General features: G+C 60.7%; 25 protein-coding genes and 2 tRNA genes. 16 read left to right on the forward strand and 11 right to left on the reverse strand.

Annotated features, from left to right (window positions below):
* The first annotated feature begins 45 nt into the window (after nt 1-45).
* The 4 genes from RNA01_RS09200 (at nt 46) to RNA01_RS09215 (ending at nt 1,822) form a co-directional block, all read left to right on the forward strand.
* Nucleotides 46-122: transfer RNA gene (locus RNA01_RS09200), tRNA-Pro, on the forward strand.
* A gap of 302 nt (nt 123-424) precedes the next feature.
* Nucleotides 425-730, forward strand: coding sequence for an ETC complex I subunit (locus RNA01_RS09205; RefSeq protein WP_147179678.1), 306 nt, complete (start codon nt 425-427; stop codon nt 728-730).
* 61 nt (nt 731-791) lie between these two features.
* Nucleotides 792-868 (forward strand) — tRNA-Arg (locus RNA01_RS09210).
* Nucleotides 869-1,063: 195 nt separating this feature from the next.
* Nucleotides 1,064-1,822, forward strand: coding sequence for a nuclease (locus RNA01_RS09215; RefSeq protein ID WP_147179679.1), 759 nt, complete (start codon nt 1,064-1,066; stop codon nt 1,820-1,822).
* A 155-nt stretch (nt 1,823-1,977) separates the two neighbouring features.
* Here RNA01_RS09215 and RNA01_RS09220 read toward each other — a convergent pair whose 3' ends face one another.
* The 4 genes from RNA01_RS09220 to RNA01_RS09235 form a co-directional block, all read right to left on the reverse strand.
* Nucleotides 1,978-2,751: an amino acid ABC transporter ATP-binding protein gene (locus RNA01_RS09220; RefSeq protein ID WP_147179680.1), complete on the reverse strand. Its 774-nt coding sequence runs from the start codon at nt 2,749-2,751 to the stop codon at nt 1,978-1,980.
* Nucleotides 2,752-2,766: 15 nt separating this feature from the next.
* Nucleotides 2,767-3,921: an amino acid ABC transporter permease gene (locus RNA01_RS09225; protein WP_147179681.1), complete on the reverse strand. Its 1,155-nt coding sequence runs from the start codon at nt 3,919-3,921 to the stop codon at nt 2,767-2,769.
* A gap of 1 nt (nt 3,922) precedes the next feature.
* On the reverse strand, nt 3,923-5,134 hold the full coding sequence (locus RNA01_RS09230; RefSeq protein ID WP_147179682.1) for an amino acid ABC transporter permease: 1,212 nt from the start codon (nt 5,132-5,134) through the stop codon (nt 3,923-3,925).
* A 98-nt stretch (nt 5,135-5,232) separates the two neighbouring features.
* Complete coding sequence (locus RNA01_RS09235) at nt 5,233-6,261, reverse strand: amino acid ABC transporter substrate-binding protein (protein ID WP_147179683.1); 1,029 nt, start codon at nt 6,259-6,261, stop codon at nt 5,233-5,235.
* A gap of 358 nt (nt 6,262-6,619) precedes the next feature.
* Here RNA01_RS09235 and RNA01_RS09240 point away from each other — a divergent pair, with 358 nt between their 5' ends.
* Nucleotides 6,620-7,810, forward strand: a complete 1,191-nt coding sequence (locus RNA01_RS09240; RefSeq protein ID WP_147179684.1) for a cystathionine beta-lyase — start codon at nt 6,620-6,622, stop codon at nt 7,808-7,810.
* A gap of 32 nt (nt 7,811-7,842) precedes the next feature.
* Here RNA01_RS09240 and RNA01_RS09245 read toward each other — a convergent pair whose 3' ends face one another.
* Both RNA01_RS09245 and RNA01_RS09250 read right to left on the reverse strand, forming a co-directional pair.
* Nucleotides 7,843-9,009, reverse strand: a complete 1,167-nt coding sequence (locus RNA01_RS09245; RefSeq protein ID WP_147179686.1) for an FAD-dependent monooxygenase — start codon at nt 9,007-9,009, stop codon at nt 7,843-7,845.
* A gap of 29 nt (nt 9,010-9,038) precedes the next feature.
* The gene (locus RNA01_RS09250; RefSeq protein ID WP_147179688.1) at nt 9,039-9,284 is read right to left on the reverse strand and encodes a zinc-finger domain-containing protein; all 246 of its coding nucleotides are present in this window, start codon (nt 9,282-9,284) and stop codon (nt 9,039-9,041) included.
* Between the two features lie 164 nt (nt 9,285-9,448).
* Here RNA01_RS09250 and RNA01_RS09255 point away from each other — a divergent pair, with 164 nt between their 5' ends.
* Complete coding sequence (locus tag RNA01_RS09255; protein ID WP_147179690.1) at nt 9,449-10,234, forward strand: alpha/beta fold hydrolase; 786 nt, start codon at nt 9,449-9,451, stop codon at nt 10,232-10,234.
* Between the two features lie 33 nt (nt 10,235-10,267).
* Here RNA01_RS09255 and RNA01_RS09260 read toward each other — a convergent pair whose 3' ends face one another.
* The gene (locus RNA01_RS09260) at nt 10,268-11,071 is read right to left on the reverse strand and encodes an enoyl-CoA hydratase-related protein (RefSeq protein WP_147179692.1); all 804 of its coding nucleotides are present in this window, start codon (nt 11,069-11,071) and stop codon (nt 10,268-10,270) included.
* A 73-nt stretch (nt 11,072-11,144) separates the two neighbouring features.
* Between RNA01_RS09260 and cysE the strand changes: the two genes are divergently transcribed.
* From cysE to RNA01_RS09305, 9 genes are all read left to right on the forward strand, one after another.
* Entirely contained in the window at nt 11,145-11,966 is an 822-nt protein-coding gene (cysE, locus tag RNA01_RS09265; RefSeq protein WP_147179694.1) for a serine O-acetyltransferase, read from the forward strand.
* A 146-nt stretch (nt 11,967-12,112) separates the two neighbouring features.
* Nucleotides 12,113-12,316: a DUF3126 family protein gene (locus RNA01_RS09270; protein ID WP_147179696.1), complete on the forward strand. Its 204-nt coding sequence runs from the start codon at nt 12,113-12,115 to the stop codon at nt 12,314-12,316.
* A gap of 193 nt (nt 12,317-12,509) precedes the next feature.
* The gene (locus RNA01_RS09275) at nt 12,510-12,854 is read left to right on the forward strand and encodes a phasin family protein (RefSeq protein WP_147179698.1); all 345 of its coding nucleotides are present in this window, start codon (nt 12,510-12,512) and stop codon (nt 12,852-12,854) included.
* Nucleotides 12,855-13,107: 253 nt separating this feature from the next.
* Nucleotides 13,108-13,455, forward strand: a complete 348-nt coding sequence (gene clpS / locus RNA01_RS09280; RefSeq protein ID WP_147179700.1) for an ATP-dependent Clp protease adapter ClpS — start codon at nt 13,108-13,110, stop codon at nt 13,453-13,455.
* Nucleotides 13,456-13,464: 9 nt separating this feature from the next.
* Nucleotides 13,465-15,939: an ATP-dependent Clp protease ATP-binding subunit ClpA gene (gene clpA, locus RNA01_RS09285; protein ID WP_147179702.1), complete on the forward strand. Its 2,475-nt coding sequence runs from the start codon at nt 13,465-13,467 to the stop codon at nt 15,937-15,939.
* Between the two features lie 206 nt (nt 15,940-16,145).
* Nucleotides 16,146-16,562 carry a nuclear transport factor 2 family protein gene (locus RNA01_RS09290; RefSeq protein ID WP_147179703.1) on the forward strand — a complete coding sequence of 139 codons (417 nt, stop codon included), beginning with the start codon at nt 16,146-16,148 and terminating at the stop codon, nt 16,560-16,562.
* Between the two features lie 118 nt (nt 16,563-16,680).
* Nucleotides 16,681-17,439, forward strand: coding sequence for an AzlC family ABC transporter permease (locus RNA01_RS09295; protein WP_147179705.1), 759 nt, complete (start codon nt 16,681-16,683; stop codon nt 17,437-17,439).
* Nucleotides 17,436-17,771, forward strand: a complete 336-nt coding sequence (locus RNA01_RS09300; protein WP_147179707.1) for an AzlD domain-containing protein — start codon at nt 17,436-17,438, stop codon at nt 17,769-17,771. Before RNA01_RS09295 ends, RNA01_RS09300 begins: the two co-directional genes overlap by 4 nt.
* A gap of 107 nt (nt 17,772-17,878) precedes the next feature.
* Nucleotides 17,879-18,733, forward strand: coding sequence for an urea carboxylase-associated family protein (locus RNA01_RS09305; RefSeq protein WP_147179709.1), 855 nt, complete (start codon nt 17,879-17,881; stop codon nt 18,731-18,733).
* Between the two features lie 81 nt (nt 18,734-18,814).
* Here the strand turns inward: RNA01_RS09305 and RNA01_RS09310 are convergent, their stop codons facing one another.
* From RNA01_RS09310 to RNA01_RS09325, 4 genes are read right to left on the reverse strand one after another with little or no spacing between them, the layout of a single operon-like run.
* Nucleotides 18,815-19,240, reverse strand: coding sequence for an HIT family protein (locus RNA01_RS09310; protein WP_147179711.1), 426 nt, complete (start codon nt 19,238-19,240; stop codon nt 18,815-18,817).
* Between the two features lie 59 nt (nt 19,241-19,299).
* Nucleotides 19,300-20,499, reverse strand: a complete 1,200-nt coding sequence (locus tag RNA01_RS09315) for a GNAT family N-acetyltransferase (protein ID WP_147179713.1) — start codon at nt 20,497-20,499, stop codon at nt 19,300-19,302.
* Nucleotides 20,500-20,509: 10 nt separating this feature from the next.
* Nucleotides 20,510-21,238: a glycerophosphodiester phosphodiesterase gene (locus RNA01_RS09320; RefSeq protein WP_147179715.1), complete on the reverse strand. Its 729-nt coding sequence runs from the start codon at nt 21,236-21,238 to the stop codon at nt 20,510-20,512.
* A complete protein-coding gene (locus RNA01_RS09325) occupies nt 21,235-21,705 on the reverse strand; it encodes a RidA family protein (protein WP_147179717.1) in 471 nt (156 codons plus the stop codon). The genes RNA01_RS09320 and RNA01_RS09325 overlap by 4 nt, the downstream gene beginning before the upstream one ends.
* Before the next feature lie 118 nt (nt 21,706-21,823).
* Here RNA01_RS09325 and RNA01_RS09330 point away from each other — a divergent pair, with 118 nt between their 5' ends.
* On the forward strand, nt 21,824-22,648 hold the full coding sequence (locus RNA01_RS09330) for a cell envelope integrity EipB family protein (protein WP_147179719.1): 825 nt from the start codon (nt 21,824-21,826) through the stop codon (nt 22,646-22,648).
* Nucleotides 22,649-22,711 lie beyond the last annotated feature (63 nt).

A 22,711-nucleotide genomic window follows, 5' to 3' on the forward strand; every position in this document is an offset into this window, starting at 1 on the left:
TTGCGGCTTCCGGTCGAACCGTGTATTCCGCTGCCATTACCGGTACGGAGTGTAGCGCAGCCTGGTAGCGCATCTGGTTTGGGACCAGAGGGTCGGGAGTTCGAATCTCTCCACTCCGACCATGGTAATAGCAACCGAGGATTCGGTTGAGCCTTTCCTTCGGCGTCTCCCATACCTATGATCCGTCTCTGTTGCCGAGGCTGCCTTGATGAAGGCGGATAGCGCGTTCATCCGGGATGTTCCGCTTGAAAATTGCGACGATCGTCGCTACGACGGAGACAGTCTTCCGGCACTGCGTCGGTCGGCGGGAGCAGGCGCGCAGGCGCCGCTTCAAACCAGTTTCTGCCACGGCGATGCCGTGGCGCGTGCCATGATCTCGACGGGGCAGGGCCTTCCTGACCGTCCCTTTGGAGTTGGATGCGACATGTCTGCGAAGATCTACCGCCCCGCAAAGACCGCGATGCAGTCCGGCAAGGCGAAGACGCATGTGTGGATTCTCGAATTCGACCAGGCCATTCCGCGCAAGATCGACCCGATGATGGGCTATACGAGCTCGGCCGATACCCGTCAGCAGGTCAAGCTGACCTTCGAGACGCAGGAACAGGCCGAGGCCTATGCGCAGCGCGAGGGTATCGAATACCGGGTCCTTCAGCCGAAGGAAGCCAAGCGCCAGGTCGTGTCCTACACCGATAATTTCAAGTTCAGCCGACAGCAGCCCTGGACCCACTGATCGGAAAAGCGGCCGGCGACCGCACGGCAGCCATTGCCGGCGATCGCTCCATGGCCGACAAGGCCCCTTAGCTCAGCTGGATAGAGCACCTGCCTTCTAAGCAGGTTGTCGCAGGTTCGAGTCCTGCAGGGGTCGCCAATCTTCCTTTTGTCCATACCAGACCCGTTTTACGGGTCGCCCCTGAATCCACTCACGACTGGCATTTCGATGGCGAAATCGGCTATCGCTGGTCGAGCATGATTCGCGCTGCGGGATTCGTCCGGCGGCCTCGATAATGTGGCTGCCAACTCGAGTCCCCGAGGCAATTCGCAGCCGTCGATAAGAGGGCTTTCCATGGCAACTACCGGCAATAACAGGCGCAAGCCGCGCAAGCGCAGCAGCCCAGCCCGCAAGAAATCTTCCGCTGGGGGGCTTTGGCCGTGGCTGGTCGCGCTGGTGGTCGTCGCCGGCGTGATCGTTGCCTATGACAATCGCCAGCATCTGCCGGGCCTGATCGCCAGCTATCTGCCGAAAGCTCCGCAGCGTGCGGCAAACAGGCCGGCGGATGCCGTCGTCGCCAGGTCTGTCACGCCGCAACCCAGGACCGAGCCCGCCACGGCCAAGCCGTCGAAGCCAGTGGACAAGCGAGAAGTTGGGCCGGTCCCGCCGGCACCGATCGGCGTTACGGCGGTCACGCCCCCCGCTGCGGTGCCCGTGCCCGGCGGTCGTCCCGGCGATCCGTCCGAGGACGGCAAGGGCTTCACCGGAAAATTTTACTTCTGCGGTACCTCCGGTCTCGACAATTGTGTCGCCTCAGGTGACAGCTTCTGGTTCCGCAAGGGCCGGATCTTGCTCGCTGATGTCGTGGCTCCGGGGACCGAGGAGGCCAAATGCCAGCAGGAGCGCGACAAGGGGTTCGCCGCCAAGGTCCGGCTGCGTGAACTGCTCAACGCCGGGCGCTTTGATCTCTCCGAGCTGAAGGGGCAGAATGTGCCGGCCATAGGTCCGCTGATGCGCGTCGTCACGCGCGATGGCCGCTCGCTTGGGGCGGTGCTGGTCTCGGAGGGCCTCGCCCAGCCGCGCTTCGGCAAACGGCAAAGCTGGTGTCCCTAAGCGCCTGAAAGTCTGCTTCGGAGCCATGGGCCCAACGCCGACCGGGCGGACGGCGAGAGTGCCAAAGCTGGTGCTTCAAAGCGGTCTGTCTCAAAGGAAAAGCCTGCGAGGCGTAGACCGCACGGGCTTTCGTCATGGGCGTGGTCTCGCCGATCCTAGTGCAGGATTTGGCTGAGGAAGAGCTTGGTGCGCTCGTGCTGCGGGTTGTCAAAGAATTCGGCCGGAGAATTCTGCTCGACGATCTGTCCCTGGTCCATGAAAATCACTCGGTTGGCCACCTGACGGGCAAAGCCCATTTCGTGAGTGACACACAGCATTGTCATGCCTTCTTCGGCAAGACCCACCATGGTGTCGAGCACTTCCTTGATCATTTCAGGATCGAGTGCCGACGTTGGCTCATCGAACAGCATGATCTTCGGGTTCATGCATAGCGATCGGGCGATTGCCACGCGCTGCTGCTGGCCACCGGACAACTGGCCGGGATATTTGTTCGCCTGCTCAGGAATCTTGACCCGCTCGAGGAAGTGCATGGCGATCTCCTCCGCCTTCCTCTTTGGCATCTTACGCACCCAGATCGGCGCCAGCGTGCAGTTCTCGAGGATCGTCAGATGCGGGAAGAGGTTGAAGTGCTGGAATACCATGCCGACCTCGCGGCGCACTTCGTCGATCTTCTTCAGGTCGTTGGTCAGCTCGATCCCGTCGACCGAGATATGGCCGCTCTGGTGCTCTTCCAGCCGGTTGATGCAGCGGATCATGGTTGACTTGCCGGAACCGGATGGCCCGGCGATGACGATGCGCTCACCGCGCATGACCTTCAGGTTGATGTCGCGCAGCACGTGGAAATCCCCGTACCACTTGTTCATGTTGACGATCTCGACCGCCACGTCGGTGTCTGAGACGGTCATCTTTGTGGGTTGGACTTCAGCCATTTTTTTCCCCTGTCGTTATTTTTTGTGGCCGGTATCGAGGTGCCGTTCCATGAAGCCCGAATAGCGGGACATACCGAAACAGAAAACCCAGAAAATGAAGCCGGCGAAGATCAGACCTGTGAGCGGCGTCACCGGCGTTTGCCAGCCCGAATCACCGAACGAGGCCTTCACGATGCCGAGCAGATCGTACATCGAGATGATGGTGACGAGCGATGTATCCTTGAAGATACCGATGAAAGTATTGACGATGCCGGGTATGACCAGCTTGATCGCCTGCGGCAGGATGATGAAGGTCATCTTGTGGAAATAGCCGAGACCAAGCGCATCGGCTGCCTCGTACTGGCCCTTCGGAATGGCCTGCAACCCGCCGCGAATGACTTCGGCCATATAGGCCGAGGCAAAGATCGAAACGCCGATCAGCGCGCGCAGGAACTTGTCGATATTATTGCCTGGTGTCAGAAACAGCGGCAGAAGCACGCTGGCCATGAACAGAACCGTAATCAGCGGCACACCGCGGACAAGCTCGATGAAGACGACAGACGCGGTCCTGACGATTGGCATTTCCGAACGCCGTCCCAGCGCCAGAAGAATGCCGAGCGGCAACGAGACGGCGATCCCGACGAAAGACAGGATCATCGTCACCATCAGCCCGCCCCAGAGTGAGCTTTCCACATAGGACAGGCCGAACCAGCCGCCGAGTACAAGCACGTAGGCGACCAGCGGCAAGCCGATCAGCAGAAGCAATGCGTTGAGGCCCTTGCGCGGAACCTTGGGGATCAGGAACGGAATCAGTGTGGCGATGAAGAGCAGGGCCACCAGCAGCGGTCGCCAGAGCTCTCCACGCGGATAGGAGCCGAACATGAACTGTACGAAGCGATCGTTGACATAGGCCCAGCAGGCGCCGCTCCAGCCGTCCGGCTGGATGCCGCCCTGGACCGCGGTGGTGCAGACCGAACGGTCGGCACCGGTCCACACAGCGGAGACAAACAGCCAGTCTATGAGGCCCGGCAGGAAGTAGACGATGGTGACGATCGCCACGATCGTCAGGATGGTATCGCTTGCTGAAGCGAAGAGGTTCTTGCGCAGCCAGCCGATCACGGTCGATTCCTTGCGCGGTGCTGGCGCTGCGGGCAGGAAGTCGTGTCGGACGAAGGAGGGGAGTGTATCCATATCAGCGCTCCACCAGGGCCATTTTTGCATTGAACCAGTTCATGAACAGCGACGTCAGCAGGCTGATGGTCACATAGATCATCATCCAGATGGCGATGATTTCCACGGCTTTGCCGGACTGGTTGAGGATGGTGCCGCCGACCGCGACGAGGTCCGCATAGCCGACCGCGACCGCGAGTGAGGAGTTTTTGATCAGGTTCAGGTACTGCGAGGTGAGTGGCGGAATGATGATGCGCAGCGCCTGTGGCAGGACAACCAGACGGGTCGTCTGTCCGCGTCGGAGGCCAAGCGCATAGGCTGCTTCGGTCTGGCCCTTGGCGACGCCACGAATACCGGCGCGTACGATTTCGGCGATAAACGAAGCGGTGTAGAGCGACAAGGCGAGATAAAGGGCCAGGAATTCCGGTCCGATGACCATGCCGCCACGCATGTTGAACGATCCCGGAATGGCATAGTCGAGCGAGACCGGCGCGCCGAGCAGAAAGAAAGCCGCAAGTGGCGGAGCAACAACCAGCGCGAGGTTTACCCAGAGAACTGGTGGGCGTATGCCGGTCGCCAATTGGCGTCGGTTAGCCCAGATCGTGTAGACGATCGCCGCGACAATGCCGGCCATAAGCGCGCCGACCACATAGCCGGATCCCTCCGCGAATACCGGCGCGGGCATATAGATGCCTCGATTCGAAATGAAGAAGATCGCACCGGGATTGTCTTTGACGTGCTGGAAGATCGTGCGGATCGCCGGCAACAGCGCGAGAACGCCGAGATACCAGAAGAAGATGACGAGCAGCGGCGGAATATTGCGGAATATTTCGACATAGACCGTGCTGAGGCGCGAAATCAGCCAGTTGTGCGACAGCCGGCCGATACCGACCAGAAGGCCGACGATGGTTGCCGTGATGATGCCGAAGAAGCCGATGACCAGGGTGTTGATCAGGCCGACCTCCAGCGCGCGAAAATAGGTCGAGTCGCTCGTGTAGGAAATCAGCGCTTGGCCAATGTCGAACCCTGCGCGACTGCTCAAAAAGCCGAAACCGGACGTCATATTGGCGCGGGCGAGGTTCTGCGCGGCGTTGGTCCAGGCAAAATAGATCACCCAAACGATGACCAGAACTGTGAGTACTTGATAGACGACGCGTCGGAAGGCTTGATTATAAAGAAGTGACACCTTCGGACGGTCATCACCGCCCTGGGTTCGGGCATCGGTGACAGTCATCGATAATTCCCCTGTCTTTCGTCCACCCTTTTGGCTGGGTGTTCTCGACTGAAAGGAGAAGGCGGATTTCGCCGCCTTCTCGGATTTCGGATTTTATATCAGCGGATCGGCGGAGCGTACTGCAGGCCACCCTTGTTCCACAGGGCGTTCAGGCCGCGCGCGATCTTGAGCGGAGAACCCTGGCCGACGTTGCGCTCGAAGGCCTCGCCATAGTTACCGACGGCTTTGATGATCTGTACCGCCCAGTCCTTCGGCAGGCCGAGATCTGCGCCGAGAGTGGAGCCTTCCTCTTCGCCGAGGAAGCGCTTGATGTCCGGGTTCTCAGACTTCTTCATTTCCTCGACATTGGCCTGGGTGATGCCGAATTCTTCAGCAGCGACCATGGCGTAATGCGACCAGCTGACGACGTCGAACCACTTGGAGTCGTTCTGGCGAACCGCCGGGCCGAGTGGTTCCTTCGAGATGATTTCCGGCAGAACCATGTGGTCGTCCGGGTTGGCCATCTTCAGGCGGATCGAGTAGAGGCCCGAGGCGTCGGTGGTATAGGCGTCGCAGCGGCCGGCATTGTAAGCTGCGTCGGCCTCATCCTGGGCTTCGAACACGACAGGCTTGAATTCCATGTTGTTGGCACGGAAATAGTCGGCGAGGTTGAGTTCGGTCGTGGTGCCGGACTGAACGCAGATCGAAGCGCCGCTGAGTTCAAGCGCCGACTTCACGTTGAGTTCTTTCTTCACCATGAAGCCCTGGCCGTCGTAGTAGTTGACGGCACGGAAGTCGAACCCGAGCTGTGAATCGCGGCTCGTGCTCCACGTGGTGTTGCGAGCGAGCATATCGATTTCGCCGGACTGCAGGGCAGGGAAGCGGTCTTTGGCGGAAAGCGGAGTGTATTTTACCTTGGTTGCGTCACCGAAGACGGCAGCCGCGACGGCCTTGCAGAGGTCGACGTCTAGGCCGGTCCAATTGCCGGAGGAATCCTGCGCGCCGAAGCCGGCGAGATTAGAGCCGTTGACGCCGCACTGGACGAAACCCTTGGCCTTCACGTCATCGAGCGTGCCGGCAGATGCCGCTGCCGCACCAAGTCCCAGGACTGCAGCGCCCAGTGCGACTGACAGAAGATTCTTGTTCATTTTTCCCAACCTTTTTCCGTTTTCTTTTCCTCTCGACCGCCGCACGCCACATGATTGGCGCAGCAGGCCGGCCCACAGGCCTCCCGGTGCGAGCCAAGCTATCACAATCTTAAATGGATCGACGGTCAAGTCTTGAGGTCGCAAATTGCGGCGAAAAGCGGCAATTCGCTAATCTAGCTGGAAAAACAGGCACAAATGCCCGTTTGCGGTCAGTCAGTGATTAAAATTGGATCGTCTGCAAACGCTTTGGATCTCGTTTTCCAACAATGGCCGGGTGACAAAACTCGGCTTGACCGCAAAGCGCACTGTCTTCAAAACTCGCCACTAACGAGTGCACAATCAGAGAGCTAGAGGTTTCATGAAGGACAGGAAAGACATGCTGGCGGCAGCTGGCACGGATACGAAGCTTTGCCATATCGGTCATGACCCCTCGAGTTTTCACGGTTTCGTCAATCCGCCGGTCGTGCATGCCTCGACCGTGCTGTTTCCCGACGTTCACACCATGGAGACACGGGGCCAGAAATACACTTACGGCACCCGCGGCACGCCGACGACGGACGCTTTGTGCGAGGCGATCGACGAGCTTGAGGGCTCGGCCGGCACTATTCTTGTGCCGACGGGCCTTGCCGCGATCACCGTACCTTTCCTCGCCTATCTTTCGGCCGGCGACCATGCGCTGATTGTGGATTCGGTCTATTCGCCCTGCCGCCATTTCTGCGACACCATGCTGGTGCGGCTCGGTGTCGAGATCGAGTATTACGATCCGGAGCTCGGCGCTGGTATCGAGCAGATGATCCGGCCGAACACCAAGCTGGTGCACACTGAGGCTCCGGGGTCGAACACCTTCGAAATGCAGGACATCCGGGCGATAGCTGATGTGGCACACAAGCACGGCTGCGTCGTGACGATCGACAACACCTGGGCGACGCCGCTCTATTTCCGGGCGTTGGATTTCGGTGCAGACATTTCCATGCATGCCGCGACCAAGTACCCGTCAGGCCATTCCGATATCCTGATGGGTACGGTTTCCGCCAATGCGGCCCATTGGGAGCGCTTGAAGGAAGCCTCCATCACGCTGGGCGTATGCGGTTCGCCCGATGATTCCTACATGATCCTGCGCGGTCTGAGGACGATGAACCTGCGGCTCGAACACCATGGCCGCAGCGCCCTTGCCGTGGCGCAGTGGCTGGAGGGTCGTCATGACGTGGCGCGGGTGCTGCACCCGGCGCTGCCGAGTTTTCCCGGTCACGACATCTGGAAGCGCGACTTCAAGGGCGCTAGCGGCATCTTCTCCTTCGTGCTTTCCGCTGATGCACCGGAAAAGTTCAAGCCGAAGGCGCGCGCCTTCCTCGATGAATTGTCGCTGTTCGGGCTCGGCTATTCCTGGGGCGGCTACGAGAGCCTGGCGGTCATGGTCAATCTCGACGATCGCAAGATCCGCAAAGCGCCAACCGAAGGGCCGGTCATTCGCCTGCAGATCGGACTGGAAAATATAGAGGATATCGTCGCCGACCTCGAACGGGGCTTCAAGGCCGCCGCCGCTGTTTGAGCGGCGCCTTTGAGGCCTCAGTGTTTGAGGCCTCAGCCCTTGGCGCGATAGCCGTAAAGCCAGTCGAGATCACCGGCGAGGCTCTGCGGCGAGCGTAGCGACAAAACGATGTCGCGACCGAGCCGCACCGGTCCGCGGGCGTGATAGGCGAACTTGTTGAAGGCGCCGCGTTGGCGCACACGGGCCGCACGTGCTTTGCGGTTCGTCTCGAAGTGGGCAAGCGCCTCGGGCAGAGGCAGGGCGCCCGACACTTCTCCGGCGAGTTCGAAAGCGTCTTCTATCGCCATGGCGGCGCCTTGGGCTGAAAACGGCATCATCGCATGAGCCGCATCACCGATCAGCACGGTGTCTCGGCCATTCTGCCAGCGACCGTCCAAGGCCTCGTAGAGAGGCCAGAAAGTCGCATTTCCGAACGAGGCGAGCAGGGTACAAATTTCAATGTTCCAACCGGCGAACTGGCGCAGCAACAGCGCGCGCTGGGCCGCGCTGCCCACGGCACTCCAGGTTTCACCGGGGTCGTTTCCAGCCGCGATCGCGACGATGTTGAAGCCGTCGATCTCCTTGAGTGGATAGGCGACCAGATGCGTATTCGGTCCGAGATAGGCGGTGACGTTGACTGGGTCGAGGAAGGACGGCGCGCCAGCGGATGGCACGGTGAAGCGCCAGGCGATATTGCCGGAAAAACGGATTTGTGGGCTGCCTGCTACCAGCTTGCGCGCAGTCGACCATGCCCCGTCCGCCCCGACAATGAGTTCGGGCGGCGAACCGGTCATTCGCCCGATTGTCTCTGCATCCGGTTGCTCAAGCCGGCAGCCGAGGTGGAGGCGGCAGAGGGGATTGTGCAGGACCTGCGTCAGCAATGCCTGCTGCAGCGTGGAGCGATGCAGGACACCGTAGGGAGCGCCCCAGCGCTTGCGGGCGAACGCCCCGGTGGCGACCGCCGCGAGCGGTTTTAGCGTCACGCCCGAGGCAAGACGCACTTCGTTTGGTTCGCACCAGTGACGTTCGATCTCGGGCAGCGCGCCGAGTTTGGCGAGGATGCGCGCGGCATTGGGAGAAATCTGCAGGCCGGCGCCAACTTCGGTGATCTGCGGAGCCTGCTCGAAGATCTCGCTGCGGATCCCATGGCGCGCAAACGACAAGGCGGCCGTCAACCCAGCCATCCCGGCTCCGATGACGGCGGCGCTCTTGATCGACATGATTCTATCCGATCATGGAGGAGGACGGATTACGCAGCCTTGAAATGGTAGACGCAGCCCGGTGGGTTGGTCTGCTCGGCCTTGAGCGAGGGATTGTAGCGGTAGAGCGTCGAGCAGTAGGAGCAGACCTTCTCGTTGTCATGTCCCATGTCGATGAAGATATGCGGATGATCGAAAGGGGCGGACGCGCCCGTGCACATGAATTCCTTCACGCCGATCTCGATCACCTGATGACCGCCGTCGTTCTGGAAATGGGGAATGCTGTGCCCGGCCATATTCGTCTCCGCTCTGCCATTCAACGCGGCGGACCATATCGCCGTTCGACAAGAATGTGTAGAGCCAAACGCGCCGGCCGCCCACAGAAAATCGACGGATCGGGTTTGACCGGTCGTACGCATTTTATAGTGTGGCGCAAACCCGATGCCGCAAGGAAAAACTGATGAATCTCGACGCCCCTCCATTTTCGCTTCTGTACCACGATGGTCTTCAACTCGCCTACTTCGACGAAGGCGATCCGGCGGGCGATCCTGTCCTGCTGATCCATGGCTTCGCCTCGACGGCGAGCGTCAATTGGGTCTATCCCGGCTGGCTGAAGACGCTCGGCGAGGCGGGCTATAGGGTGATCGCCATCGACAATCGCGGCCATGGCGCCAGCGACCGGCCTCATGACCCGGATGCCTATCACCCGTCGCTGATGGCCGGTGATGCGGCGGCGCTTCTAACCCACCTGGGCATCGAGCAGGCTCACGTCATGGGGTATTCGATGGGCGCGCGTATCTCGGCCTTCCTCGCCATCGAGCATGCCAATCGCGTCCGCTCGCTTGTGCTCGGTGGGCTCGGCATTGGGCTTTGCGATGGCGTCGGCGACTGGGATCCGATCGCCGAGGCGCTGCTGGCGCCTTCTATCTCGGATGTCACCCATTCGCGTGGCCGCATGTTCCGCGCCTTCGCCGACCAGACCCATTCTGATCGCTTTGCGCTTGCCGCCTGCATCAAGACGTCGCGGGTGTTGGTCGAGCGCGCCGACATCGCCAAGGTCGATGTGCCGACGCTGATCGCGGTCGGCACCAAGGACGACATTGCCGGCTCGCCCGAGGCGTTGGCGGCCTTGATGCCCAATGCGACCGCGATCGACATTCCCAACCGCGATCACATGCTTGCCGTCGGCGACAAGGTGTTCAAGAAGGCAGTCATCGACTTCTATCGGAATCTTTCGGACGGCTGAGAAGGCGCGTCGCCTTGCGTTCTGCCTTGGCGGTCAGCGGCCGGTGAACTGCGGCCGCCGCTTCTGTGCAAAAGCGGCGCGACCCTCGGCATAGTCGGCGCTATCGAAGGTCGCTGCGCCGATCACTTCCGCTTCGCGCATCAGGTCTTCGTCCTGCTGGCCTGTTGCGCGAATGGCAAGCTTGGATGCCTGCACCGACAGCGGTGCGTTGCCGGCAATCGTCTCTGCGAGCGTCAGTGCTGCCGGCTCGAGCGCGTCAGGGGCGGTGACCTCAAGTAGGAAGCCACGAGCGAAAAGCTCGTCGGCGCCCATGGGGGCGCCGGTATAGAGCGCCTTGCGCGCCAGTTGCGCGCCGAGGGACTGGATAAAATCCTGCATCGCATCGGCCGGATAGGCGAGGCCAAGCCGGGCGGCCGGAACAGCAAAGGCCGCTCCCTCTGCTGCGATCCTCAGGTCGGAGGCGGCGGCAAGTCCGAATCCACCGCCGTAGCAGATGCCGCGAATCGCGGCGATCACCGGCACGCGGGCGTTGCGGATCGCCGCAAAGGCTTTGCTGTTTTCGCTCTCGTAGAGCCTGGCTGTCGCGGTGTCTTTTCGTACGGTCGGGAATTCAGAAATGTCGGCGCCGGCGCTGAAGTCCTTACTGCCGGCGCCCATCATCACGATGACCCTTGCCTCCCCCTCGTTGCAGAGCCAGTGAACTGCGTCCGGAATGGCCCGCCACATCGCGGCGGTTACGGCGTTCTTCCGTTCTGGATTGTCGATCAGCAAGAGGCCGGTGCCGGCCTGGCTGGCGACGCGGATCCTGCCGGAGGCGAAGTCGTGGGTGCGTTTCATTAGGGAGGCCCATTTATGTTGATTCACGGATCGACTATATAATGCGTTCGAACAGGAAACGAGGAGACCGGCAATGGCCGCAAAAGGCGAAATCCTCAAGAGAGAACATGTGCAGTCCATGGATCCGATCTGGGACAGTCTGCGCATTGAGGCGCGGGCCGCGGCTGACCATGATCCGTTGCTGGCCGCGTTCCTCTATTCGACGGTGCTGAACCACCGCTCGCTCGAAGATTGCGTAATTTACCGGATCTGCGAACGTCTCGATCATCCCGATTTGCAGGCCATCCTGCTGCGGCAGACGTTTGACGAGATGCTGCGCGACTGGCCGGAGTGGGGCTCGATCATGCGCGTCGATATCCAGGCTGTCTACGACCGTGATCCGGCTTGCACCCGTTTCATGGAGCCGGTCCTCTATTTCAAGGGTTTCCACGCGATCCAGACTCATCGTCTGGCCCATTGGCTGTGGAACCATGGCCGCCGGGATTTCGCCCTCTACCTGCAGAGCCGCGCCTCGAGCGTCTTCCAGACTGACATCAATCCGGCCGCGCGGATCGGCAAGGGGATCTTCCTCGACCACGCGACTGGCCTTGTGGTCGGTGAGACTGCCCGGATCGGCGACAATGTCTCGATCCTCCATGGCGTTACCCTCGGCGGCACTGGCAAGGAAGGCGCGGAACGCCATCCGAAGATCGGCGACGGCGTGCTGATCGGAGCAGGGGCCAAGGTGCTCGGCAATATCGAGGTCGGCTGCTGCTCGCGCATCGCCGCCGGCTCGGTGGTGCTTAAGCCTGTGCCGCGCGGTTCGACGGTGGCAGGCGTTCCGGCACGTGTCGTCGGTGAGGCAGGCTGCGCCGAGCCGGCGCGCTCGATGGACCAGATGCTGGCCGCCGATTGATTTGCCCGGGTGTCTGCAACGCCGCGGGCACCTGCCCATTACGTCTGTCGGATACTGCTTGGCAAAGAATGGCCTTTGCGTCTTTACAGCGGCGGACGGCGCATGCGACAAGCGGGCCGAATTTGACCCCCGATGGAGACTGGATCGTGAAGCCCGAAGAAATCAAGAAACTCGACGCCTATTTCAAGCGGATGTTCAACCCGGCCATGGTGGTTAAGGCTCGTCCCCGCAAGGACGACTCGGCCGAAGTCTATGCCGGCGATGAGTTTCTCGGCGTGGTTTTCCGCGACGACGAGGACGGCGATTTGTCCTATAATTTTTCGATGGCGATCCTCGACGTCGATCTCTAAGCCAGCGGTTGCAGGCGCGCTGATATATGTTTTCCTTTTCAAGGAAGCATGGCCGACCGTTGTCCGGTCGGCCTTTCTTTTGTTTTCGATTGCAACCATAACGATATGTCGCGCCGCACAAGACACTTGAGTAATTTTGTGCAGCTGCTATGTATGTGGGCACCGAATGAAACGGACCCGAAGGAGCACTGGCATGATCAATCTCGACGAAGCCAACAAGAAGGGCAAGGAAGCCATGGACGCCATGTTGAAGAATTATTCGGAAGTGGCCAAAGGTTTTCAGACGATCGCGACAGAAGCATCGGAATACTCCAAGAAGTCCTTCGAAGACGTCAGCGCCTTCATGGAAGCGCTGTCGGGCGCCAAGAGCATCGAAACCGCCTTCGAACTGCAATCCAATTTCATGAAGTCGTCCTACGAGCGCTTCGTCGCCGAGGCGACCAAGATGAGCGAAATGTATGCCGACCTCGGCAAGACGGTCTACAAACCTTATGAGGCACCGGTCGCCAAGGCGACGGGCATGTCGACCGCAGCCTGATCTCCGGCTTCCATATTCCTGAATGCTTGAAGACCGGCCGCGCTTGCGCGGCCGGTCTTGCCATTTGTACGGGCTCGTATAAGCCTCATGCACCTTTTTGAGCCTGCTTCGCCCCACTGCTGCGCAAATCTGTTTGCGCTATGCGCGGGGGGGCTTAAAATCACCGAATTATGAACTACCTTACAGAGCTGAGTGTTTGTCCGTCGCGTTGCGTCTTCGGCATATCGGCCGGACAAGTGGAGAATGAACAGAAATGATCGCCAAGCCGGTCGTCATGCAAAGCCAGCGGGACGGGGATAATGCCAATCGTGGCACCTCGGTGATCACGCGTACCAAGCCCAAGACGAAGAAGCCCAACCTGTACCGTGTTCTGCTTCTCAACGATGACTATACCCCGATGGAGTTCGTGATCCACATACTGGAGCGGTTCTTCCAGAAGGACAGGGAGGCAGCCACTCGCATCATGTTGCATGTGCATAATCATGGTGTCGGGGAATGCGGTGTCTTCACCTATGAAGTCGCCGAGACAAAGGTAAGCCAGGTGATGGACTTCGCCCGGCAGCATGAGCATCCGCTTCAATGCGTCATGGAAAAGAAGTGAGGAACTGACGTGCCAACATTTTCTCCCAGCCTCGAGAAGGCGCTGCACCAGGCACTAACCTACGCCAACGAGCGGCATCATGAATATGCCACGCTTGAGCACCTGCTGCTGGCCTTGATCGACGACGCGGATGCCGCCGCCGTAATGGGCGCCTGTAATGTCAATCTCGACGTCTTGCGAAAGACGGTGGCCGACTATGTCGACAACGAACTCGCCAATCTGGTGACGGGCTACGACGAGGACTCCAAGCCGACCTCCGGCTTTCAGCGTGTCATCCAGCGTGCGGTGATCCACGTCCAGTCGTCCGGCCGCGAGGAGGTAACGGGCGCCAATGTGCTGGTCGCCATCTTCGCAGAGCGTGAAAGTCATGCAGCCTTCTTCCTGCAAGAGCAGGAGATGACCCGCTATGATGCGGTAAACTACATTTCCCACGGGATAGGTAAGCGTCCCGGTACCTCGGAAACCCGTCCGCCCCGTGGCAGCGAGGAAGGCGAGGGGGAGGCCAAGCAGGCCCGGGAGCAGGATGAGGGAAGCACCAAGACCAAGCAGGAAGCTCTCAAGGCCTATTGCGTGAACCTCAACGAGAAGGCCAAGAACGGCAAGATCGACCCGCTGATCGGCCGCCACAACGAGGTCAACCGGACGATCCAGGTGCTTTGCCGCCGTTCCAAGAACAATCCGCTTTATGTCGGCGACCCGGGCGTCGGCAAGACGGCGATCGCCGAGGGTCTGGCCAAGCGCATCGTCGAGGGCAAGGTTCCCGACGCGCTGAAGGACGCGACGATCTTCTCGCTCGACATGGGCACGCTACTGGCTGGCACCCGCTATCGCGGCGACTTCGAGGAGCGTCTGAAGCAGGTCGTCAAGGAGCTTGAGGACTATCCGGGCGCCGTGCTGTTCATCGACGAGATCCATACCGTGATCGGCGCTGGTGCCACCTCCGGCGGCGCCATGGATGCGTCGAACTTGCTGAAGCCGGCGCTCTCTTCGGGTGCGATCCGCTGCATCGGTTCGACCACCTACAAGGAGTACCGCCAATTCTTCGAGAAGGACCGGGCCCTCGTTCGCCGTTTCCAGAAGATCGACGTCAGCGAGCCGACCATCGAGGATGCGATCGAGATCATGAAGGGCCTGAAGCCCTATTTCGAGGACTATCACAAGCTGAAGTACACGAACGAGGCGATCAAGTCGGCGGTCGAGCTCTCGGCCCGTTACATTTCCGACCGGAAGCTTCCGGACAAGGCGATCGACGTGATCGACGAAACTGGTGCGGCGCAGATGCTGCTGCCGGCGTCAAAGCGCCGCAAGTTGATCACCGAAAAGGAGATCGAGGCGACCATCGCGACGATGGCCCGCATTCCAGCCAAGACCGTTTCCAAGGACGACGAGATGGTTCTCGCCAACCTGGATAAGGAACTGCGTTCGGTCGTCTATGGCCAGGACGCGGCGATCGAGGCGCTGTCGACAGCGATCAAGCTGGCCCGCGCCGGCCTTCGCGAACCGAACAAACCTATTGGTTCCTACGTCTTCTCCGGCCCGACCGGTGTTGGCAAGACGGAAGTCGCCAAACAGCTCGCTGCCTCGCTCGGCGTTGAACTCCTGCGCTTCGACATGTCGGAATACATGGAGCGGCATACGGTTTCGCGTCTGCTCGGCGCACCTCCCGGCTATGTCGGCTTCGATCAGGGAGGACTCTTGACCGATGGCGTCGATCAGCATCCCCATTGTGTCGTGCTGCTCGACGAAATCGAGAAGGCCCATCCGGACATCTACAACATCCTGTTGCAGGTGATGGACCATGGCTCGCTGACCGACCACAACGGCAAGAAGATCGACTTCCGCAACGTCATCCTGATCATGACGACCAATGCGGGCGCTGCGGAAATGGCCAAGGCCGCCATCGGCTTCGGCTCGTCCAAGCGTACCGGTGAGGACGAGGAGGCGCTGAACCGCCTGTTCACGCCGGAATTCCGCAACCGTCTCGACGCGATCATCCAGTTCGCGCCGCTGCCGACCGAGGTCATCCATCAGGTCGTGCAGAAGTTCGTCATGCAGTTGGAAGCTCAGTTGTCCGAGCGCAATGTCACGTTCGACCTCTCCGAGGAGGCGATCGCATGGCTTGCGACGCGGGGCTACGACGAGAAGATGGGCGCCCGGCCGCTGTCGCGGGTCATTCAGGAGTACATCAAGAAACCGCTCGCCAACGAGATCCTGTTCGGCAAGCTGAAGAAGGGCGGCCTGGTCAAGGTCGGCGTGAAGAAGGACGAGAACGGGGCGGACGTGCTCGATCTCGAGGCGCTTTCCGATGCCGTTCCTGTCAAGCCGAAGCCCGAGGCCGAACTGGTCGAGAGCGAAGGCGAGGCTTCGGCCAAGCCTCGTAAGGCCAGGTCCAAGCCGAAAGCAGCCAGCGGTGCGGACCAGGCGACCTCCGAAAAGACGGTGGCCAAACGCAGCTCCGTGCCTAAGGTGCCGAAGAAGAAGTAGGCGCCTTGGCCGCGAGCTTGCGGCGGGTCTTTTTCGTTCATTGACAAGATTGATAGATGCCCCCTCGCGGCTATGCCGCGAGGGGTTTTCCATTTGATGGTGACGTTCTCGTGAATGTTCCTCGAATGGGATCCATCGGCCTTGCGACAAGCATCGGCGCAGCGCTAGCGTTCGACCAGGGAGAATTGATAAAGCGGGGTGGCAGGATGGATATCAAGGAACAGGGAGCGCAACACTTTTCGCAGGATGAGCGTGACCTCTGGGAGCATGTGACGGAGCTTTGGGAAATCGCACGCCGCCGGGAGGCAGGTCCTGTCCGCAAGCTGCTGCATCGCGATTATTCGGGCTGGGTGACCGGCCTCGACCTTGTCCACGATTACGAGGCTGCGGTCGCCTCGGTCGGGCCGGGGACGCCGCGCGTGCTGCGCTATCGGCTGAAGCCGCTGAAAATCACGATCTTCGACCAGGAGGTCGGCGTTGTCCACTACAGCTACGAGGCCGATGTGGAAGCGGACGACGGAACCACAAGGCACGTCGGCGGACGTTGGACCGAGGTCTACAAGCGTCGAGGCAATGGTTGGCTGATGATCACCGTCAGCGGCGGGCCGGACGGAATGCGGTAGCAACATCCGGACGGTAGCGAAAGCCTCTGTATCGAGCCGGATATCGGCGGTATACGTCCTGTCTCTTAGTCATTCCGGTCGTCTGGCCGTCCCGTTACCTCCTGCGCCGGATCTGCCGATGCCATCATCCCAAACCGATGTCGCCTCCTTGCGCTGGTTCCTTGCGGGTGCGCGCGGCATTTTCTCCCTGCCGGCCTTCATCCTGATGACCTCCTTTGTCGGCTTCAGCGCCTTTGCGCTCGAATCGGGTATCAGTCGCAGCGAGGCCATGTTCATGACGGCTATGATCTGGGCGTTGCCGGCAAAGATGATCCTGATTGGCATGATGGCGAGCGGCGCCAATGTCCTGGCGATGTTTCTGGCGGTCACGCTTTCTTCCATCCGCATGATGCCCATGGTCGCCTCGCTTGTGCCGGAACTGCGCGGCCCTCGCACTCCGACCTGGCTTTTGCTGGTCCTGTCGCATTTCGTCGCCATTACGGCCTGGGTCTTTGCCACGGGCTCGCTGAAGAACGTTCCGCGTCCGGCGCGCGTCGCCTATTTCGCCGGTTTCGGCCTGACGCTCGTTGCCGCCAACACCATCCTTGTCGGTTTGAGCTACGGATTGGTCGCGACCTTCCCGCCGGCTGTCGCCGGCGTCCTGTTCTTCCTGACGCCGGTTTATTTCGTCGGTTCCATCTGGGCTTCTGCCCGCCATTCCGTGGTGAGGGTCGCCTTTGTTATCGGCGTCTTGGCAGGGCCATTGCTCGCTGTTCTCACCCCCGGAATAGATATCCTGATCGCCGGCATCGGCGGCGGAACGCTTGCCTATCTGATTGACCGCTACGTGATGCGCCGGCGCGTGTTTACCGGCGCAGGGAAGGGAGATGAGCCATGACCGCCGCCGATCTCTGGCCCTATGGCGTCATCCTGTTCGCCGGGTGGTTTGCCACCGATCTATGGCGCTGGCTCGGCGTCCTCGTCGGAAACCGTCTCGCCGAAGGCTCGGAGGCGTTGAGCTGGGTGAGGGCGGTCGCCACCGCGCTGGTCATGGCCGTGACCGCCAAGCTGATCGTCTTCCCGACTGGAAGCTTGGCCGACTCCCCACTCTGGCTGCGCCTTGGCGCAGCGATCATCGGTTTTGCCGCCTTTCTGGTTAGCGGCCAGAAGGTTGTGGTTGGTGTGGTTGTGCCACTCGCTTTGCTCTCGTTCGGGCTGGCGATTCTTTGACTGCCGCCGCTGTGGGGCAAGGCGCGAGACGCAATCGAACGCGTGCTGCGATCCCGCCCATGTCATGGTGGTGAGATAAAGTGAATTCGGCAACCACAGGAAATGCCATGTCGTCGTCCAGGCCTTTAGAAGCCCCCGCCGATGCCGCCGAACGCCGCGCGGTCAAGCCCGTGATCTGCTATCCGAACGGAACGCTGCCGGAGCCTGATATGGATCTGATCGATCGCTTGCGTACCACGCTGGAGAAGATCGGCGATATCGTGGTGCCGCCGCGCGAGGGCGCGACCTTTTCTGTCCCCAAGGGGCATTTCTTTCGCATTCTGAGTATCGACGGTCCCCAGGTCGGCGACCTTAATCTGTGGAACGCCGATGATCTGACCGAACGCTTCTTCAGCGGCAAGACACGGGCGCTGCATGCCACGCATGTGACAACCGGAAACCGCCTGTGGAGCACTTTGCCCAATTTGCGTCCGATGGCGACGATCACGCACGACACACTCGGCTGGTACGGTTTCGACGAATTTGGCGGCAGTGTTCACGACGTGATCGGCACCCGCTGCGATCCCTACACCAGCAGGCTCCTGTCGGGCGGAGATTATCACCATTGCTGCCATTCCAACCTGACCCGCGCGCTGGCCGGTGCAAAAGGCATGTCATTCGCGGAGGCAGAGCCCTTGGTGCACGACGTGCTGAATGTCTTCATGTGCACGGGGTTTACTGCTGACACGCACCAGTACTTCATGAAGGCAAGCCCGGTGCGTCCGGGTGACTACATCGAGTTCTTCGCCGAAATCGATCTCTTGGGTGGCCTGTCGGCGTGCCCGGGCGGCGATTGCAGCGCCCAGCACTCGAGTGATACCGCCATCTGCTATCCGCTGAAGGTCGAGGTTTTCAGGCCGGACATGGACCTGTTGAAGGACTGGCCATTCCCGGAGCGCAACGGCTATCGCGATCCGGAGTGAGGTAAGGAGTGGTCACGGTTAAGGGGATTTCGCCGCCTTCCGCGACTCTTGAGTGGTGGGGAAGGCGGGGCAGGCTCGCGCTTAGAGCGCTGCCTTGATCTTCTCTGCGTTGGCCTTCAACACCTCGATGTCTTCCATCTTGCCGGAATGCGGCTTGAGCGGCACACCCTCGTGGCGCGGGATGACGTGAAAATGCAAGTGGTAGACGGTCTGGCCGGCTGCTGCTTCGTTGAACTGGGCGACGAAAACGCCGTCGGCCTCGAAGGCCTGCTTGGCGGCGTTGGCGAGTTTCTGTACCACCGGGATCAGCTTGACGAGGACCGCCGGATCGGCGTCGAGCAGGTTGCGCGATCCGGTCTTCGGGATGACCAGAAGATGTCCGGTCGCCTGGGGCATGACATCCATGAAGGCGAGTGTGTCGTCGTCCTCGTAGAGCTTCACGGACGGGATCTCGCCCTTCAGGATCTTGGCGAAGATGTTGTTCGGATCATAGGCGGGGCTGGTCATAGGGAATCTCCTGAGGTTTGACCGTAGTTAAGGCAGCGGGCGCGCGATGATCAAGCGGCCTATTCGTCGCTCTCGCCATCGCGTTGCTGCCGTTCGCCGCGGCGGAACGGAGTATGTTCGCCAAGGATCTCGGCCATTTGCTCGACCTCGCGCCGTTCTTGCGCGAGATAATCGGACACGGCCTGACGCAGGCCTGGGTGGGCAATATAATGCGCTGAATGGGTCGTGACCGGCTGGTAGCCGCGCGCCAGCTTATGTTCGCCCTGCGCGCCCGCCTCGACCCGCTTCAGTCCGCGCGACAGGGCGAAGTCGATCGCCTGATGATAGCAGACCTCGAAATGCAGATAGGGGTGGTCCTCGATGCAGCCCCAGTGCCGGCCGTAAAGGGCGTCGGCGCCGATGAAGTTGATTGCGCCGGCCACATAGCGTCCCTCGCGTCTGGCCATCACCAGCAAAATGTCGTCGGCCATGCGCTCGCCGATCAGCGAGTAGAAGTCCCGGGTCAGATAGGGTTTGCCCCATTTGCGGCTGCCGGTGTCCATATAGAAGGCGAAGAACTGGTCCCAGATGTCCTCCGTGAGGTCGGAGCCGGTCAGCCAGTCAATCGAGATACCGTTCTCCAGCGCCGCGCGGCGTTCCTTTTTCAGCGCCTTGCGCTTGCGCGAGGCGAGCGTGTCGAGGAAATCGTCGTGATCGCGGTATCCGGGATTGAGGAAATGGAACTGCTGGTCGGTGCGATGCAGATAACCGCCGGCGGCAAAGGCTGGCAACTCGTCCTGCGGCAGGAAGGTGACATGCGCGGAAGACACGCCGAGTTCGTCGGTCACCTGGCGCAGGCCTGCCGCGAGCAATGGCCTGATCTTCTCAGGATCATGGCCCTGCGCCACCATCAATCTCGGCCCCGTTGCAGGGGTGAACGGGAAGGCGCTCTGCAGTTTCGGATAGTAACGCCCGCCGGCCCGCTCGAAGGCGTCGGCCCAGCCCTGGTCGAAAACATATTCGCCGCGGCTATGGCTCTTCAGGTAGCAGGGAATAGCGCCGAGCAATTCGCCGGCGTCGTTTTCGAGTAGAAGATGATGACCGAGCCAGCCGCTCTCGGCCACGGCCGAGCCCGAGTCCTCAAGGGATGACAGGAAGGCGTGCGAGGCGAACGGATTGTAGCCGTCCGCGCCGCGGCTGCCTCCACCAAGCATGGCCCAGCGTCCAGGAGCAATCTGGCAAAAGGATCCTTCAATCCGGATCGTCATGTCTCCCGGCATACTGCTCTCGTTATACGCTGGCGACCTCACGGGGGTCGAAACCCTCGAAGGTCATCTGGTCCGCATAAGTATAGGTATGCGCACGCATGGTTTCATCCCTGACCGTCCAGGTAATCACCGGAATTCCGCGTTCCCGCTGCGCCGTAACGAAGCTGTTGGGAAGGTGCGGTACGCAGTAGGAGATGAAATCAAGGCCAAGCTGCATCGCCTCCTCATGCGCGGTGAACTGCTCCGGCTTGACGCCTTCAGCCGTCAGACCGACGGGGTAAGGGCAATTCAGTGCCTTAAGCTGCCGCAGCAGCCAATAGTCGAAGCTCATCAGCGCCACCTTGCCCTGATAGCCTTCCAGCACCTCGAGCACGGCTTCGGCAAGGCCGTCGTCCTGTTCGGCATTGATGCCCTTGAGTTCGATCACCAGCGGCACCTGTCCTTTGACCAGTGCGAGCACCTTCTTGAGCGTCGGGATTTTGTCGCCGGTGCCACCGATGGAGAGCAGGCCAAGTTCGCCGGCGGTGCGCTCGCGTACTTCGCCGGCAATGCCGCACAGACGCTGCAGGTCATGGTCATGGAACACCATCGGTACGCTGTCGGACGAAAGCTGGATGTCGCATTCGATGGCAAATCCGGCGTCTATGGCTCGCTGGAAGGCAGAGAGCGTGTTCTCCCATACCGTTTTGTTCATGTCGTGGAAGCCACGATGGGCGACCGGACGATCCTTGATCCAACTGGCGTCGCTCACAGGCTGATCTCCAGGATGGCATCGATCTCGACCGAGGCGTTGAGCGGAAGCGCGGCCATGCCGACGGCAGCGCGCGCATGCTTGCCGGCATCTCCGAGAACGCCGGCGATCAGGTTCGAGGCGCCATTGATGACCAAGTGTTGTTCGGTGAAGCCGGGAGCCGAGGCGACAAAGCCGTTGAGCTTGATGACGCGCGCGATCCGGCCGAGATCGCCGGCAAGGGCGGACTTGGCCTGGGCAAGGATATTGATGGCGCAGAGTTCTGCGGCGCGCTGGGCATCGGCCAGGGCGACGTCCGTACCGACGAGCCCGGTGACGGCGATCTTGCCGCCTTCGATCGGCAACTGGCCGGACAGATAGAGAAGGTTACCGCTGATCACGTAAGGGACATAATTGGCGGCGGGTGCTGCCGCTTCCGGCAGGGTGATACCCATGGTCTTGAGGCGGCCGTCTATCGTATCGGACATGTGCGTTTCCCGGTCTGCATAAAATAATTGAGAGAATCTTGTTGCGACCAAAAGCTTGTCTCGCTTTTGCCGGAACTGTTCTTATAACATCGCGGCCATGTGCAACAGGAGGATGTCGATGTTTCGTTCGAGCTTAGCCGTGCTTTTGGTAGCCGGTGGCGCCGTCGGCCTGACGGCCGCCACTGCCAATGCGGCGGCAGCCGGCGGTCTCGTTCCGCATAGGGCGGTCTACGACATCCAGCTCGAACGCGCCTCCGAACGATCCGGCATCGAGGGCATGCATGGTCGCATGGTCTACGAGTTCAGCGGTTCGAAATGTGACGGCTACACGACGAATTTCCGCTTTGTCACCCGCATCGACACCGGCGAGCAGGTTCGCGTTACGGATCAGCAGAGCATGACCTTCGAGGATCTGGTCGCTGGCAAGTTCCGCTTCGAAACCAAGTCCTTTACCGATGACAAGATGGACAAGGACGTGAGCGGGGCGGCAGCCGACGAAAACGGCAAGGTCAAGATCGAGATCGAGGAGCCGACACCGCGGGCGGTCGAACTGGCCGACAGCCGTTTCCCGGCCGAGCACATGCTGGAATTGATCGACAATGCGCGCAATGGCAAGGCGCTGTTCGAGGCCCGCATCTTCGATGGCTCGGAAGACGGCGACAAGAGCTATCTGACGACGACCGTCGTTGGTCCGTCGCACAAGCCGACTGCTGTCGAGGCGGCGGACAAGTCCGTGGGTCTCCTTGCGGGAGAGGCCTATTGGCCGGTATCGATCGCCTATTTTGACGAGAAGGCGACAGGCGACGTCCTCCCGATCTACACCCAGTCCTTCAAGCTTTACGAGAATGGTGTCTCCCGCGATTTGACGCTCGACTACGGGGATTTCGTGCTGACAGGTAAACTGACGAAGCTGGAGGTGCTTGGTTCGGGCGACTGCCGCTGAAAACAACGAGGCGGTCGGCTGAAACCAGATTTTGGCCGAAATTCCCTTGATTTCCCTTGGAAG

Source organism: Paenirhizobium naphthalenivorans (assembly GCF_007992095.1).
Lineage (GTDB): Bacteria > Pseudomonadota > Alphaproteobacteria > Rhizobiales > Rhizobiaceae > Allorhizobium > Allorhizobium naphthalenivorans.

What these genes read in the sequence shown, in the direction of transcription:
- RNA01_RS09205 (WP_147179678.1), top strand. Translation starts at nt 425, where the DNA reads ATGTCTGCGAAGATCTACCGCCCCGCAAAGACCGCGATGCAGTCCGGC.
- RNA01_RS09215 (WP_147179679.1), top strand. Translation starts at nt 1,064, where the DNA reads ATGGCAACTACCGGCAATAACAGGCGCAAGCCGCGCAAGCGCAGCAGC.
- RNA01_RS09220 (WP_147179680.1), bottom strand. Translation starts at nt 2,751, where the DNA reads ATGGCTGAAGTCCAACCCACAAAGATGACCGTCTCAGACACCGACGTG.
- RNA01_RS09225 (WP_147179681.1), bottom strand. Translation starts at nt 3,921, where the DNA reads ATGGATACACTCCCCTCCTTCGTCCGACACGACTTCCTGCCCGCAGCG.
- RNA01_RS09230 (WP_147179682.1), bottom strand. Translation starts at nt 5,134, where the DNA reads ATGACTGTCACCGATGCCCGAACCCAGGGCGGTGATGACCGTCCGAAG.
- RNA01_RS09235 (WP_147179683.1), bottom strand. Translation starts at nt 6,261, where the DNA reads ATGAACAAGAATCTTCTGTCAGTCGCACTGGGCGCTGCAGTCCTGGGA.
- RNA01_RS09240 (WP_147179684.1), top strand. Translation starts at nt 6,620, where the DNA reads ATGAAGGACAGGAAAGACATGCTGGCGGCAGCTGGCACGGATACGAAG.
- RNA01_RS09245 (WP_147179686.1), bottom strand. Translation starts at nt 9,009, where the DNA reads ATGTCGATCAAGAGCGCCGCCGTCATCGGAGCCGGGATGGCTGGGTTG.
- RNA01_RS09250 (WP_147179688.1), bottom strand. Translation starts at nt 9,284, where the DNA reads ATGGCCGGGCACAGCATTCCCCATTTCCAGAACGACGGCGGTCATCAG.
- RNA01_RS09255 (WP_147179690.1), top strand. Translation starts at nt 9,449, where the DNA reads ATGAATCTCGACGCCCCTCCATTTTCGCTTCTGTACCACGATGGTCTT.
- RNA01_RS09260 (WP_147179692.1), bottom strand. Translation starts at nt 11,071, where the DNA reads ATGAAACGCACCCACGACTTCGCCTCCGGCAGGATCCGCGTCGCCAGC.
- cysE (WP_147179694.1), top strand. Translation starts at nt 11,145, where the DNA reads ATGGCCGCAAAAGGCGAAATCCTCAAGAGAGAACATGTGCAGTCCATG.
- RNA01_RS09275 (WP_147179698.1), top strand. Translation starts at nt 12,510, where the DNA reads ATGATCAATCTCGACGAAGCCAACAAGAAGGGCAAGGAAGCCATGGAC.
- clpS (WP_147179700.1), top strand. Translation starts at nt 13,108, where the DNA reads ATGATCGCCAAGCCGGTCGTCATGCAAAGCCAGCGGGACGGGGATAAT.
- RNA01_RS09290 (WP_147179703.1), top strand. Translation starts at nt 16,146, where the DNA reads ATGGATATCAAGGAACAGGGAGCGCAACACTTTTCGCAGGATGAGCGT.
- RNA01_RS09295 (WP_147179705.1), top strand. Translation starts at nt 16,681, where the DNA reads ATGCCATCATCCCAAACCGATGTCGCCTCCTTGCGCTGGTTCCTTGCG.
- RNA01_RS09300 (WP_147179707.1), top strand. Translation starts at nt 17,436, where the DNA reads ATGACCGCCGCCGATCTCTGGCCCTATGGCGTCATCCTGTTCGCCGGG.
- RNA01_RS09305 (WP_147179709.1), top strand. Translation starts at nt 17,879, where the DNA reads ATGTCGTCGTCCAGGCCTTTAGAAGCCCCCGCCGATGCCGCCGAACGC.
- RNA01_RS09310 (WP_147179711.1), bottom strand. Translation starts at nt 19,240, where the DNA reads ATGACCAGCCCCGCCTATGATCCGAACAACATCTTCGCCAAGATCCTG.
- RNA01_RS09315 (WP_147179713.1), bottom strand. Translation starts at nt 20,499, where the DNA reads ATGCCGGGAGACATGACGATCCGGATTGAAGGATCCTTTTGCCAGATT.
- RNA01_RS09325 (WP_147179717.1), bottom strand. Translation starts at nt 21,705, where the DNA reads ATGTCCGATACGATAGACGGCCGCCTCAAGACCATGGGTATCACCCTG.
- RNA01_RS09330 (WP_147179719.1), top strand. Translation starts at nt 21,824, where the DNA reads ATGTTTCGTTCGAGCTTAGCCGTGCTTTTGGTAGCCGGTGGCGCCGTC.